The sequence below is a fragment of the Bizionia argentinensis JUB59 genome (genome assembly GCF_000224335.1).
GTDB classification, from domain to species: domain Bacteria; phylum Bacteroidota; class Bacteroidia; order Flavobacteriales; family Flavobacteriaceae; genus Algorimicrobium; species Algorimicrobium argentinense.
On sequence record NZ_AFXZ01000009.1, the window covers coordinates 199,250 to 212,842 of the forward strand.

The window sequence follows — 13,593 nt, forward strand, 5'->3', positions numbered from 1 at the left end:
CGGTTAAATACTAGGAATCATGGAGCTTAAAAAAAAACCTAATTTAGTGATTGGTCGCAATGGTGCCATCTATTTTGCTATTGGCCTCAATATCATGCTGTTTTTTACTTGGCGTGGATTGGAGTACCGAACTTATGATGAAAAAGAATTCAATCGAGAACTGTTGTTTTTCTCGGATGAAGTTGAAGAAGATATTCCTATAACTAATCTAGAAATGACACCGCCTCCGCCTTTAGCTGTTTCTACAGCTCCAGAAGTTATTACAATCGTAGAAGATACTAAAGAGATTGAAGAAACCGTAATAGAAAGTTCAGAGTCTAACCAGCAAGATCGTATTGAAGAACGTGAAATAGCCATAGAGGAGGTTGCTGTGGAAGAAATTGAAGAAGAGGTTTCTGTGCCCTTTTCAGTTGTTGAGAATGTTCCTGTATTTCCTGGATGTTTAGGTAAAAGTAATGATGAATTACGAAAGTGTTTCAATGCCAAAATAAATGAACATATACGCAAGCATTTTAAATATCCAGAATCTGCTTTGGATTTAAATATTCATGGTAAAGTTCATGTTATGTTTATTATTGATACTCAAGGCCATGTTAGCGGTGTTAAATCACGTGGTCCGAATGTGTTATTAGAGCGAGAAGCTGAACGTATTATTGGATTATTACCAGTAATGGAACCGGGTAAACAGCGTGGGAAACCTGTAAAAGTACCTTATATGATTCCAATAAACTTTCAAATTGAGTAACGCCATTTGAATATTTCAAAACCGATATTTCAAAGACGCTCACAACCCACAAAATAATCAACAGGTACTACTTTATTATATATCTATATACAATTCTGTGATTTGTATACAAAATGGTGTTCTTCGTTTAATATTGAGGAATGCTATGGCATACATTAATTTTCGTTTATCTGTAATTGATTTTTTCAACTGCTATTTTTTGTCGGATGAGATAAGATAGTTGTGGATTGAAGATATTCTGCTTTATTAATAATACTTCATTCATATTACAATTCAGCTATTGAAAACCACAATTGAGTCTTAAAGTGTTTTTGTATATATAAATTTTCGAGATATTTGATTCCGGATTTAGATAGAAACTGTAAACTATTTTTCTAACTTTATAATTGAAAAATAATGATCAGAAATAAACCATGAATAGATTTATTAAAAATATAGCCCTTGTCTTCGGAATCGGAATTGTCGTTTTCGTAATTGGAAACGCTTTATCTGGTGGTTTTGAATCAAAATCTGCCGATGCTCTGTTTACAAATTTCATGTTCTATCAGTTGTATGCGTTTGTTTTGGGATACTCTAATATGCAATTTTTCTATTATATAGGAAAATATAATTTGTGGAATGATCAAGTTTTTAACCGCATTCTATTCGGTATTGTTGGTTCGGTTGTGATTACCTTAATTGGATTATTTTTTCTGCACATGTTTGAATCTATGGTTTATGAAAACGAGAGCTTTAGCACCTTTGTAGAGAATGAGTCTTATCGCGATTACATTTTTGGGTTATGGATGAGTATAACAATTGTCATAGTCTTTCATGCGGTGTTTTTCTTTAAACAGGCTCAAGAAAAAAAGGTTAAAGAATCTCAAATTGTTGCTCAAACCCAAACAGCCAAGTTCGACGCTTTAAAAAATCAATTAGATCCGCATTTTTTATTTAATAGCTTAAATGTATTATCGAGTTTAATTGAAGAGAATCCTGAAAATGCTCAAAAGTTTACTACATCGCTTTCTAAAATTTACCGATATGTTTTAGAGCAAAAAAATAAAGATTTGGTTTCTGTTGATGATGAATTGGAATTCGCCAGAACCTATATGCTTTTATTAAAAATGCGTTTTGAGGACAGTCTTATTTTTGATATTCCAGAGCAGTCTTTAAATCCGGATAGCAAGGTGGTGCCCTTATCACTTCAGCTTTTATTAGAGAATGCAGTAAAACATAACATGGTAACTTCTAGTAAACCTTTACATATTAAAATTTATGAACATAAGGGTAATTTAGTTGTAGAGAATAATTTGCAAACCAAACAAGTTTTAAAAAAGGGTAGTGGAGTCGGTTTAAGTAACATAACCGAACGCTATGCCTTATTAACAGCAAAAAAAGTATTTATTAATCAAGAAGCAACGGTTTTTGCTGTGTCAATTCCAATGCTTACAAAACAAATGACAATTATGGATCCACAAAACAGTAACAACAAAGAAGAAGCTTATTATCGTGCAAAAAAACAAGTAGAGGAAATTAAAGGTTTTTACGGAAACCTCATTTCCTATTGTCTTGTAATACCGTTTCTATTTTTTATTAATTACAGAACCTCTTGGAATTTTCAATGGTTTTGGTTTCCTATGTTTGGTTGGGGAATGGGTATAATATTCCATGCTTTTAATGTATTTGGTTACGGGAAATCATGGGAAGATCGAAAAGTACAGGAAATCTTAAATCAAGATGACAATATTAAAAAATGGAACTAATGGAAAGTAATTATAATTTTGAAAAAAGATCACGTATTGAACAAGCGAAAAGTGAAGTCAAAAAATTAAAAGGCTTTTACTCACATTTATTGGTGTTTGTTGTTATAAATTTAATGATTGTTGTTATTAATGTTCAAGCATTAGATTCGGGAGAAAGTTATTTTCAATTTAAAAACTTTTTTACATTGGGTTTTTGGGGGTTTGGATTATTAATTCATGGATTATCCGTTTTTTTACCAAATTGGATTTTAGGAAAAGACTGGGAAGAGCGCAAAATAAAAGAATTAATGAATCGCTACAGAAAGCAATAACATTAACAAAAACCAACTAAATTACTATGAAAGTAATCATTATAGAGGATGAAAAACCATCTGCGCGTCGTTTACAACGCATGCTAGATAAGTTAGGATTGCTGGCGGAAACCATGTTACATTCGGTTGAGGAGTCTATAACTTGGTTTAAAAGCAACCCACATCCAGATCTTATTTTTCTTGATATTCAACTGAGTGATGGATTATCGTTCGAAATTTTTGAAGCTGTTGAAGTTAAATCGGCCATAATTTTCACTACCGCTTATGATGAATATGCGCTTCAAGCCTTTAAATTAAATAGTATCGATTATTTATTAAAACCTATTGATGGTGACGAGTTGGCTAAAGCTGTATTAAAATTTAAAGCCCATCAGTTTAAGGAGCAACAAGTAACTTTAGATTTTAATGCCATTAAAAACCTTCTTATAAGCTCAACAGAGCCTGAATATAAGAAACGATTTTCCATTAAAGTTGGTCAGCATTTAAAACTGTTTACTATTGAGGAAATTGCCTGTTTTTACAGTGAAAATAAAGGCACCTACTTACAAACCAAGCAAGGCAGAAGTTATTTGTTAGATACTAGTTTGGAACAATTGGAAGAAGAACTCAATCCGAAACTATTTTTTCGTGTGAGTAGAAAATACTTTATTAATATCAACGCCATAAAAGAAATGGTTAGTTATACTAATTCAAGAATTCAAATTAAGGTAGAAAACTTTGATGAACAAGAGGTGATAGTTGCACGTGAGCGTGTAAGAGACTTTAAGAATTGGCTGGAATAATACGCGGTTGAGAAAAATTTAAGAACAGGAACTAATCATCCAATCTATTATCATCAAAAGCAGACGGCAGTAATTTTGGAATAAACTTTATAACCAACGGCAGCAGAAGCGCACCTCCAGGTAATAAAAAAATAGCCAAACTAGGTATGGATTTAAAAATGTCTATTAATTGTTTATTTACACGTTTTTGTTCTTCATCATTAAGCTCTCTAACGGTAGATTGCGATAGAAGTATCATTAGGTCTTTACTTTCTTGCAACTCTTTTAACAAACGCTTACTATTTCTGGAAATAAGCTTATAAACCATGTCGCTAGAATTATTGTAAAAAGTTTTCACAAGATTCTTGGAGCTTAATAGCGCTATTTTACCTTTATGTGTTTCGTAAAAAATATTTATAGCTTTAGTAGCTTCATCGGTATTGGATTTTTCCAACTCCAAATCTGCACTTAATTGGTTTAAAAAATCATATTCGCGTTTATCAATTACAGTATCTCCCCAAGCTGCCATGCAGGCAATATCCATAATATAATTCTTTTCTAAAGACATAGAAATATGCGAAAGCGCTTCTTTATAATCCATCTTCTCCGTATCGTGATAGCGCCTAGACTGCTCAAATAAATCAATTAAACTCGTGTCGTAATCACTCTTTTGGATTTTAGAATTCAAGGTCTGCACCACGATAGTTTCAACAGATGCTTCAAAATTTTGAAGATATATTTCAGAAATACTTTTCGTAGTTAAAAACGTTTTATAAGCTAGAACGTCGGTGAATAATAGCGCATTGGTAATAAAATAATTAAAGCTTCTTTCAAAAATATTATTATCAATCTGAACCCTTTTATTAATAATCTTTTCCAGCGTTGATACGTTTTTAGTACCGCCTAGTAATTCGGAGAAAAAAGATGCTTTATAGGCGTTGATGTGCGTGTAAAAATCAATAACACTATCAATAAAGTTCGTTTTTGATTCAGTAATACCATGAATATAATTGAAAGCGGTAATTAAATTAATTTTACAAATCTCATCACTAGTAAAGTCTGAATTAGATACATAATTCTTGAAAACACTTACGTTACTGCCGTAAATGAATCCATTATATCGGAGTTCTTTATAAAATTCATCCGTTGGAAGTTTATTAAGATCCGTGCTTAAATTTTCTACTACTAATAGTTTATTAATCCAGCCGTTTGCCGATGGGTTCATGGTTATGCATTTAAAGATGTAAAGATAAAATATTAATCTAAATCATACGCAAAAATCGATGTTACCATAATTTTAATAAAACCGACATGAAAGAAATTGCGTAGGTATGTTTGAGATTAAATAATTAATAAACTAAAACTAGAAATTATGAAAAACATGAAAATTTATTTGGGAATTGGTGTCGCGGTAGTGGCCGGTTTCTTTTTGGTAGCAGCCGATCATATCGATGCGCCCGCCGTAGCAGGAGGAACAAGTGATATTACCGATTTTTACGCCTTTCAAGGTGAAAACACAGACAATCTTGTATTTGTGGCAAATCTTCAAGGCTTGTTAAGTCCGGGGAGCACGGCAGATGCTGCGTTTGATGAGAATGTATTGATACAATTTAATATCGATACCAATCAGGATAACGTGGAAGACTTGGTTATTCAAGCCATTCCAAGAGATGGTAAAATGTATTTCTTCGGACCTGCAGCACCAACTACAACGGGACTAAATAGTTCTATTCTTTCTGAAGATAACAGTGGCGTTGTAACTATTTCTCAATATGGGCAGTCGCCAGAAATTGAAGAAGAAAATGGTATGACGTTTTTTGCAGGACCACGAGACGATCCATTTTTTATGGACTTCGCACGTTATGGTGATATTATAGCCGGTAATGAAACCGAATTCGCTAATCCAGGTTCAGACACGTTTGCAGGAACCAATGTTATGTCGGTTGTAGTTGAAGTGCCAAAAAGTATGGTGGGTAGTTCAGGAACTATTAATACTTGGATAACAACCAAAAGAAAACAATAATAACTAACATTTAAAACACACATATTATGAAAAATATAAAATATATAATGAGCTTGGTTGTTTTATCAGCTATAACTTTAAGTTGTTCAAACGATGATGATTTTACACCGACACCTGGTGCTACAGGCCCTGATTTCTCTGGAGTTTATACACAACAAGATCAAATGGGTAGACCAGCCGTAAATACGGTTTTTGTTTCTGGAGCCAGCAAAAACATGTTTAATAAAACCATACCTTCTCAACAAAGTAGTGCTTTTCAGGCTATGTTTCAAGCAAATTTAGAAGGCTTAAGTCCTGCATATGCAAACCCAGGCGATACAAATGCATTGGGATTAACATCTGCAGAATTCACAGGCTTATTAGCAACCGATGTACTTAACGTGTCTTTGGATGGAACTACTACGTTTTTTGATGGAACGAATGTATTGACAGGTAGAAACTTAACAGACGATGTCATTACCGTAGAATTAATTTTAATTTTTGGAGGTGAAGCAGGTTTAACAAATCCAGAGTTTCCAGGTTTATCTAATGATAATGTGGACGGCAACGATAAAGCTTTTTTAACTGGATTTCCATACTTGGCTAGCGCTTGGTAGAAATCCTTAATCAGGGCATGGAAGGGCATGCTCTGATTATTTTTTATTGCAAACAAACATATCAACTTTAAACGCACCAACAAATGAAAACACTTAACTATTACATAACACTCATGGTTTGCGTGATTACGCTTTCCAGTTGTGAAAATCAAACAGAAAAAATAACTAAACAGTCGGAATATAACACCTATCTAGAGATTGTTGAGAATGAAGCGCTGCAAAAAGCTGAAGAGGATCTTTTATTTTGGGAAAATAAGCTAGAAAAAGAACCATCGCAATATCCTTATTTAGCCAAAATTGCGGCGTCGAATTCTCAATTATTCACAATATCTGGAAATATTTCCAATTTAATAGTTGCCGAAACAAATTTGAAAGCGTTAAATGAAAGAACACATTATAATAATACGGGATACTTACGCAGTTTGGCAAGAAACTATATTTCTCAACACCGTTTTCGTGAAGCTAAAGATTTATTATTAAAAGCGAAGGAGAATGGGGAGAATATAGAAGCGACTTATAAAATGCTTTTTGATGTGGAATTAGAGCTTGGCGATGTCACGGCAGCTAAAACGTATTTAGAAAATATTAAGGATTTAAGCAGTTTCGATTATTTAATCCGACTTTCTAAATGGAGTGATCATCAAGGCAATTTAGATGCAGCCATAAAGTATATGGAAAAAGCAACAGCCATTGCGGAGAGTTCCAATATTAATACCTATAAAGAATGGGCTTATACTAATTTAGCCGATTTTTATGGTCACGCAGGAAAAATTGAACAATCTTATAATTATTATTTGAAAGCTTTGGCATTGAACCCAAATGACGCGTATGCTAAAAAAGGAATTGCGTGGATTGTCTATTCTTATGAAAGAAACCCAGAAGAAGCTATGCGAATTTTAAATTCACTTACCCAAGGTTATCACGTACCAGATTTGTATTTATTAAAAGCCGAAATTGCTGATTTTATGCAAAACAAGCAATTGAACATTAATAATATTGACACGTATTTAGCGCTTGTTTCAGATACAAATTATGGTGATATGTATAACGCTTATAATATTGAGTTGTTTTTAGATTCTACAAGTCAGATGAATAAGGCTTTGGCTTTAGCAAATAGGGAAATACAAAACCGCCCAACAGCCCAATCTTATGATTTGTTAGCATGGAGTTATTATAAAAAAGGAAATGTTAAAAAAGCGCTAAGTATAATGGAGGAATTTGTTGTAGGTAATACTTTTGAACCACTTGCTACGTATCATTTAGCAATTGTTTACAAGGCAAATGGCTTAAACGATAAAGCTAACGCTTTAAAGCCTGAATTAAAATCTAGTATTTATGAATTAGGCCCTGTTTTAACGCAAGAAATAAACAATATTTAAATTAACCAAAACCAATAATATGTCCATTACAAATTCACTAAACTACATCTTTTTTCTATTTATTTTAGGCACTGTTGCACAGGCTCAAAATATAAAAGGAATTGTTACCGATGAAGAAGGTCAACCCATTGAAAACGCTTATGTGTATAATTTAAATGCATCAAGCCACACGCATTCATTGTCCAATGGTTCCTTCGTTTTGGAGAAAAATAACCTAGGCGATTCTATAACCATCGGTTTATTAGGTTACGAAAAAGCAACCGTGATTGTTGCCAAAGATTATTTTCAAAACAGATTAGAAATTGTTTTAATAAGTAAAGCCATTTTATTAAGTGAATTAATCATTAACGAGCAGGTAAATGCTATGAATAGTATTTCTAAAGTCGATTTGGAAACGAGCCCAGTAAACTCTTCTCAAGAGATTTTAAGAAAAATTCCAGGATTAATCATTGGTCAACATGCTGGGGGTGGAAAAGCTGAACAAATATTTTTACGTGGTTTTGATATAGATCACGGAACGGATATTAACCTTTCTGTAGATGGAATGCCCGTTAACATGGTATCTCATGCACATGGTCAGGGTTATAGCGATTTGCATTTTATAATTCCTGAAACCATTAATAGTATCAATTTTGGAAAAGGACCATATGATGCGGATAAAGGTGATTTTGCCACAGCTGGTTACGTGGGGTTTAATACTAAAGATAATATTAATGGAAGTGAAGTAAGTTTGAGTTACGGACAATTTGGTTCTCTACGAACTTTAGGAATGTTCGATTTATTAAAAAATAATAAACGTTCTAACGCTTATGTAGCTTTAGAATATATAGAATTTGATGGCCCATATGATTCGCCTCAAAACTTCAATCGTGTCAATCTATTTGGAAAATTTAGCACGTATTTAAAAGGTAATGATAAATTATCTTTAACCGTTTCTCATTTTACTAGTCGCTGGGATGCTTCGGGTCAAATTCCACAACGCGCTATTGATAGTGGTCTGATTTCACGTTTTGGTTCTATTGATGATACGGAAGGCGGAAATACTTCTAGAAGTAATATAAATGTGAGTTATGACGCGCAATTGAAAGATGATTTACAGTTTAAATCGAATGTTTTTTACAGTAAATATGATTTCGAACTGTATTCTAATTTTACTTTTTTCCTAGAAGACCCAATTAATGGCGATCAGATTAGGCAATTTGAAAGTCGTAATATATTTGGTTTTAACACCGCATTTATTAAAGATACCCAAGTTGGTAATGTAGAAACAAAAATAACATCTGGGTTTGGGTTGCGCTATGATATGGTTAACGATGTAGAACTTTCTCATACAAAAGACCGTAACGAAACATTGGGCTACCTAGCATTTGGAGATGTAAATGAAACGAATATGTTTGGTTTTATGAAGGCTGAATTTCAGTTAAATAAATTTGTTATTTCACCTGCATTACGTTTAGATTATTTCAAATTCATGTATAATGATAATTTAGTTACAGCTTATGAAACCTTGTCTGAAACCAAAACAACTGTAAGTCCGAAATTGAATTTTTATTTCAATCAGAATAAAAACTTACAATGGTTTTTAAAATCTGGTATTGGTTTTCATTCAAACGATACGCGTGTTGTTGTGGCTAAAAGTGGCGAAGACATTCTGCCAAAAGCTTATGGTGCAGATTTAGGAGCTATTTGGAAGCCTTTTCCGAAAATGGTAGTTAATTCTGCTTTATGGTACTTGTTTTTAGAGCAGGAGTTTGTTTATGTTGGCGATGGCGGTGTGGTTGAACCAAGCGGGAAATCGGAACGCTACGGATTGGATGTTGGATTGCGTTACCAGTTTACAGATTGGTTGTATTTTAATACGGATGCTACTTTTACACATGCTAGAAGTGTAGAGGAACCAAGTGGTGCGAATTATATACCGTTAGCACCAGATTTAACGCTAACAGGTGGTTTGGCTATCAATGATTTAAATGGTTTTTCTGCAGGAATTCGTTACCGCTTTATTGATGACAGACCAGCAAATGAAGATAATTCTATCGTTGCCAAAGGTTATTTGGTTACCGATTTAAATATAAACTATGCATTGAATAAAAATATCAGTTTCGGAATGGCTATTGAAAACCTTTTTGATACCGAATGGAACGAAACACAATTTGCAACCGAAACACGTTTGCAAAGTGAAATTAATCCCGTAGATGAAATTCATTTTACACCAGGAACGACATTTTTTATAAAAGGTATGGTTAGTTATAAGTTTTAAGTGTTTGTTGAAAATGAAAACGATTTATAAACAACTCATTGTTTAGAGGAAGTTTGTTTTGAATTTTTGTTTGTTTGTAAGCGCCCGTTTTATGCGGGCGCTTTTTTATAGGTATAAGTCAGCAATTTAATTAATGATAATTTTAAAGAACTCTATAGAAGTCTGAATTATTAAGATGACTAAAGCGCTTCAATCTGATCAATTAGTTCCTGCGGACTTTTTACATAAGCGAAAAAACTATGTTGTGAACCATCTTTATTAAGTATAACAATTGTTGGAACGGCTTCTATTTGATATTCTGCTCGGGTACTTTTAACATATTCTTGGTTTTCTACATTCTCTTTATCTAAATCATCATATACTTTAACCATGATGTATTTTTTGGAGTATTCAATAAATTCTTCTTTTGTAAACGCATATTTATTAAGCATTCTACACGGCACACATTTGTCCATTCCAAAGTATATTAAAACGTCTTTATTTTGTTTTTCGGCAAGTGAAATCCCTTCTTTTATGGTGTCTTTCCAGTTGATTTGCTCTTGAGAAAAACTGAAAGTTGTAGTTAATATGACTAAAATAATTAGAATAGAATACTTCATGATGTTTGTTTTAAAGATCTGTAATTTAAGCTTGTGCGCTAAATAAAAACATGTTTATCCTCCAATTTAGACATTAAAACTGGTATAGATAATTTTTGGACCATTAAATTATAAATGATGCTTTTCATGAGTAAGCTAGAAGTGAATTATTTATAGTATTAAGCTAATAGTATTCAAACCATTTTTATAAAATATTTTCGTTTTAATATTAAAACAACTAGTTTTTATTTTTATAACTATCTGTAATTAAATTAGTTATATTTATCTTGAACCTTTTATGCAATAGAAAGGTATCTTTAAAATGGATAAAGGCTTCTTTTGAAATTCCACTTTGAGTGGCAGATTTCTCCCAGCTATTTATAGTTAATTTTTGATTTTCAGATAGTACTAATAATGATTTTAGGGTTTCAATAGTTTTTTCTTTACCAAAGGATATTTCAAAAGCTTTAAATATTAACGGACCAAGTATATATCTATATTCAGAATCTATTTGTTTATTATCCGTAATATTAGCTAGTGGGATAAAGTTTTTATTCTCAATTGTATTAATATAGTATTCGTAATATTCGGCAACATTTTCTTTATTTGTATAGTCCTCAAGTACAACTAATGAAAGATACTCCGCAGTTGCTTCTAACCAAAACCAAGATAAAACTCCAGAATTAACGTTGTTTCCAAAATAATTGTGAGCTAGCTCGTGAGCAAAGAATTTATAATGATTTTCTTTAAATTTATTATTTTCAGCTAGTAATTCGTTAAAATCAAGATTTGAAAACCCAAAGGCAGGATAGGAATTAAATCCCCAGTCATTATTTTTTAACGCTTTAACCGCATTGTGATTTATTATATAAATTTGATCGTTAAAATTAATCTCCAATAGATTTTCGTAATATTCTTTTATAGATTCAATATTATCAAATATTTTTTCAGCAGTATTTTCGCTTACATCTGCGTTAATCAAATAATTTCCACTAGTACTGGAGAAGTCAAAATCACCTGCAAATAGAAATAGGGGAACAGACTTTGTCGATGAAAATAAAGTTTTTATGCCCTTTTTTGGTTGCGTGCCATTCAAAAATACACTTTGTGGTTTATTAATGGTATTGACGGTAATTTTATAGGTGTAATTAGTTAGCAATCTGTCATTCTGTACATCATAGATAATTGGATACCATTTTGATTGTTCCGTTGCTCTTAAGGTTTTATCATTTATTGCGATATACCCCTTAAAATCAAAGCCGTTTAAGCTGTCTTTATAAACAGGATAAGCACCAGAGTATTCAATTTTAAATTTATTATTCAATTCAATTTGCTCATTTTGCTCATTCACAAAATAATATTCTAGCCCTTCTCCATTGGTCTTTCCGTCATAATATCCATTGTAAGAAATGACTTGGTCTTCATTATTTTTAAAATACTTAATGTTCATTCCGTGATTAAGTAAGATTTTATATTTACTTAATTTAGGCAAGTTAGATAAAGTGAAATCACAATGTATAAAACCTTTTTCTATATCTAAAGTTACGGTACCAGTTATATGCGGTTGTGAAAATGAAATATTGATAAAGCCTAGTACTATTATAATATAAGCTGTTTTTTTCATAGAATTTTATGGTCATTTTTATAAAGACGATGATAATTTACTTTTGTACTAATCATTTACTTAAGATTGCAGTATGCTACTGCTAAATCTAAAATTTGCAGTCTAATTTATACAATTAATTATAATCCTAAACAAAAAATCAGTTTTTAACCTTCACAACCATTAGTTATGTTAGATAAAAACTGATTCAATATATATAGCTTTTAAGAAGCAGATGTAACCGCACCAAGCGTATATAATTGCTCCATTGTTGGTGATGTACTTCCGCCAGCTGGCTCTAATGTAATTCCAAATGCTTCTGAAGCATTCGCATTTTCTATGGTGAATATTTTAGTGCTGTTTTCAGTAAAGCCATCTATGGTACCCAAACTAGTTGGAGATAACGGATTTAAAGTTAAAGACCAAACTTGGTAAACCTTACCTTCAGGTGGTTCCGGTAACCCTTGAACATCTAAATAAACAGTGTTTTCTTTTTTATCCCAATATACTTGAGCATAGGATTCTGGCGAAACTACTTGTCCCGCAAGCGGTATTGCTACAATATCCTTATCGCGAATAACAGATAAAAGTTTTTGTGTTTCAGTTAAGTTAGCTGCTGTTTTGGTTATGCGCTCCTCTAGTAAAGTGTTATCTATCGTTTGTTTCTGTAGTTCGGTTTCAACAACTTGAATGTCCGATTCCAAAGCACTATTTTGATTTAGTAACCAAAATAGGCCACCTGCGAGTAACACGGAAGCCGCCCAACCAGAATATGCAAACCAATTGGTTTTAGATTCTTGCAGAGGAATAACCTTCGTTTCGCTGTTAGAATTCAGATCTAGTTTATCTTTTACGGCTTTAAAAGAATGTTTGGAGTCTTTAGGAGAAGCTGCTGCCGTTAATTGCATAATGGCGCCTTCTATTTTTAAGACTTCGTCTAATAAGTCAGGGTTATCCTTTAATTTATGATAAACAGCTTCATTTTCGGCATCAGAAAGACTTCCAGCTATATAAAGCTCTAAAATTCCAGATTCTATGTATTCGTTATTTGTCATTAATCTATGTCGAGCATGGTTCGGAGCTCTTTTATACAGTTTCTATTTCTTGTTTTAATGGTGCCAATAGGCATATCGAGTGTTTCAGAAGCTTCTTTTTGGGTAAACCCTTTAAAATAAAGCAGCTCGATAACTTCAATGCACTTTTCAGCTAACTTGTCTACAAACCTCTTAATACCAATAGCATTAGTTTGTTCGTTTAAGTCATCACTATCTTCTAGAATATCTACGAAAAAATCAGCTTGAAGGTTTTTTTTAGAATTCTTAAAAGCTTTAGACCGTGTTTTATCAATAGCCGCATTACGCGCTATATTAAGTATCCAGGTAAAGAAACGGCCTTTTTTTGCCGTATAAGTTGCTGAATTATTCCAGGCTTTTATAAATACGTCCTGCATGACTTCTTCTGCCAAATCATTGTCACGAAGAATATTGTAAATAACGCCATGCATACTTTTACTATACATGTTGTATAGGGTTTCAAATGCTTTTTCATTTTTATCCTGAAATTGTGAAACCAAAGTTTCTAACTGCATATAG

The 13,593-nt window shown here is 32.5% G+C and carries 13 protein-coding genes; 8 read left to right on the top strand and 5 right to left on the bottom strand.

The features are described 5' to 3' along the window. The first annotated feature begins 19 nt into the window (after positions 1-19). The 4 genes from BZARG_RS04165 (at position 20) to BZARG_RS04180 (ending at position 3,583) form a co-directional block, all read left to right on the top strand. Entirely contained in the window at positions 20-745 is a 726-nt protein-coding gene (locus BZARG_RS04165; RefSeq protein ID WP_008635480.1) for an energy transducer TonB, read from the top strand. 413 nt (positions 746-1,158) lie between these two features. After that, a complete protein-coding gene (locus BZARG_RS04170) occupies positions 1,159-2,490 on the top strand; it encodes a 2TM domain-containing protein (RefSeq protein WP_008635330.1) in 1,332 nt (443 codons plus the stop codon). Then, positions 2,490-2,801 carry a 2TM domain-containing protein gene (locus BZARG_RS04175; RefSeq protein WP_008635725.1) on the top strand — a complete coding sequence of 104 codons (312 nt, stop codon included), beginning with the start codon at positions 2,490-2,492 and terminating at the stop codon, positions 2,799-2,801. The genes BZARG_RS04170 and BZARG_RS04175 overlap by 1 nt, the downstream gene beginning before the upstream one ends. 26 nt (positions 2,802-2,827) lie before the next feature. Further along, positions 2,828-3,583 (top strand): LytR/AlgR family response regulator transcription factor, encoded by a 756-nt coding sequence (locus tag BZARG_RS04180; RefSeq protein ID WP_008635684.1) that lies wholly within the window; start codon positions 2,828-2,830, stop codon positions 3,581-3,583. Between the two features lie 31 nt (positions 3,584-3,614). Here the strand turns inward: BZARG_RS04180 and BZARG_RS04185 are convergent, their stop codons facing one another. Next, entirely contained in the window at positions 3,615-4,787 is a 1,173-nt protein-coding gene (locus BZARG_RS04185; RefSeq protein WP_008635648.1) for an LETM1-related biofilm-associated protein, read from the bottom strand. 147 nt (positions 4,788-4,934) lie between these two features. Here BZARG_RS04185 and BZARG_RS16125 point away from each other — a divergent pair, with 147 nt between their 5' ends. The 4 genes from BZARG_RS16125 (at position 4,935) to BZARG_RS04205 (ending at position 9,820) form a co-directional block, all read left to right on the top strand. Beyond that, positions 4,935-5,585, top strand: a complete 651-nt coding sequence (locus BZARG_RS16125) for a DUF4331 family protein (RefSeq protein ID WP_008635677.1) — start codon at positions 4,935-4,937, stop codon at positions 5,583-5,585. Positions 5,586-5,611: 26 nt separating this feature from the next. Then, the gene (locus tag BZARG_RS04195) at positions 5,612-6,181 is read left to right on the top strand and encodes a DUF4331 family protein (RefSeq protein ID WP_008635742.1); all 570 of its coding nucleotides are present in this window, start codon (positions 5,612-5,614) and stop codon (positions 6,179-6,181) included. An 83-nt stretch (positions 6,182-6,264) separates the two neighbouring features. Beyond that, positions 6,265-7,560: a tetratricopeptide repeat protein gene (locus tag BZARG_RS04200; RefSeq protein WP_040287987.1), complete on the top strand. Its 1,296-nt coding sequence runs from the start codon at positions 6,265-6,267 to the stop codon at positions 7,558-7,560. 19 nt (positions 7,561-7,579) lie between these two features. Next, a complete protein-coding gene (locus BZARG_RS04205) occupies positions 7,580-9,820 on the top strand; it encodes a TonB-dependent receptor (RefSeq protein WP_008635606.1) in 2,241 nt (746 codons plus the stop codon). Between the two features lie 179 nt (positions 9,821-9,999). On the opposite strand, the gene BZARG_RS04210 is transcribed toward BZARG_RS04205, so the two are convergent. The 4 genes from BZARG_RS04210 to BZARG_RS04225 form a co-directional block, all read right to left on the bottom strand. Continuing rightward, on the bottom strand, positions 10,000-10,419 hold the full coding sequence (locus BZARG_RS04210) for a thioredoxin family protein (RefSeq protein WP_040287988.1): 420 nt from the start codon (positions 10,417-10,419) through the stop codon (positions 10,000-10,002). A gap of 217 nt (positions 10,420-10,636) precedes the next feature. Next, positions 10,637-12,022: a M1 aminopeptidase family protein gene (locus BZARG_RS04215; protein WP_008635507.1), complete on the bottom strand. Its 1,386-nt coding sequence runs from the start codon at positions 12,020-12,022 to the stop codon at positions 10,637-10,639. 203 nt (positions 12,023-12,225) lie between these two features. After that, positions 12,226-13,056, bottom strand: a complete 831-nt coding sequence (locus BZARG_RS04220; protein WP_008635653.1) for an anti-sigma factor — start codon at positions 13,054-13,056, stop codon at positions 12,226-12,228. After that, a complete protein-coding gene (locus tag BZARG_RS04225; protein ID WP_008635327.1) occupies positions 13,056-13,589 on the bottom strand; it encodes an RNA polymerase sigma factor in 534 nt (177 codons plus the stop codon). Before BZARG_RS04225 ends, BZARG_RS04220 begins: the two co-directional genes overlap by 1 nt. Positions 13,590-13,593: the final 4 nt, after the last annotated feature.

What these genes read in the sequence shown, in the direction of transcription:
- BZARG_RS04180 (WP_008635684.1), top strand. Translation starts at nt 2,828, where the DNA reads ATGAAAGTAATCATTATAGAGGATGAAAAACCATCTGCGCGTCGTTTA.
- BZARG_RS04175 (WP_008635725.1), top strand. Translation starts at nt 2,490, where the DNA reads ATGGAAAGTAATTATAATTTTGAAAAAAGATCACGTATTGAACAAGCG.
- BZARG_RS04170 (WP_008635330.1), top strand. Translation starts at nt 1,159, where the DNA reads ATGAATAGATTTATTAAAAATATAGCCCTTGTCTTCGGAATCGGAATT.
- BZARG_RS04185 (WP_008635648.1), bottom strand. Translation starts at nt 4,787, where the DNA reads ATGAACCCATCGGCAAACGGCTGGATTAATAAACTATTAGTAGTAGAA.
- BZARG_RS04220 (WP_008635653.1), bottom strand. Translation starts at nt 13,056, where the DNA reads ATGACAAATAACGAATACATAGAATCTGGAATTTTAGAGCTTTATATA.
- BZARG_RS16125 (WP_008635677.1), top strand. Translation starts at nt 4,935, where the DNA reads ATGAAAAACATGAAAATTTATTTGGGAATTGGTGTCGCGGTAGTGGCC.
- BZARG_RS04205 (WP_008635606.1), top strand. Translation starts at nt 7,580, where the DNA reads ATGTCCATTACAAATTCACTAAACTACATCTTTTTTCTATTTATTTTA.
- BZARG_RS04215 (WP_008635507.1), bottom strand. Translation starts at nt 12,022, where the DNA reads ATGAAAAAAACAGCTTATATTATAATAGTACTAGGCTTTATCAATATT.
- BZARG_RS04225 (WP_008635327.1), bottom strand. Translation starts at nt 13,589, where the DNA reads ATGCAGTTAGAAACTTTGGTTTCACAATTTCAGGATAAAAATGAAAAA.
- BZARG_RS04210 (WP_040287988.1), bottom strand. Translation starts at nt 10,419, where the DNA reads ATGAAGTATTCTATTCTAATTATTTTAGTCATATTAACTACAACTTTC.
- BZARG_RS04195 (WP_008635742.1), top strand. Translation starts at nt 5,612, where the DNA reads ATGAAAAATATAAAATATATAATGAGCTTGGTTGTTTTATCAGCTATA.
- BZARG_RS04200 (WP_040287987.1), top strand. Translation starts at nt 6,265, where the DNA reads ATGAAAACACTTAACTATTACATAACACTCATGGTTTGCGTGATTACG.
- BZARG_RS04165 (WP_008635480.1), top strand. Translation starts at nt 20, where the DNA reads ATGGAGCTTAAAAAAAAACCTAATTTAGTGATTGGTCGCAATGGTGCC.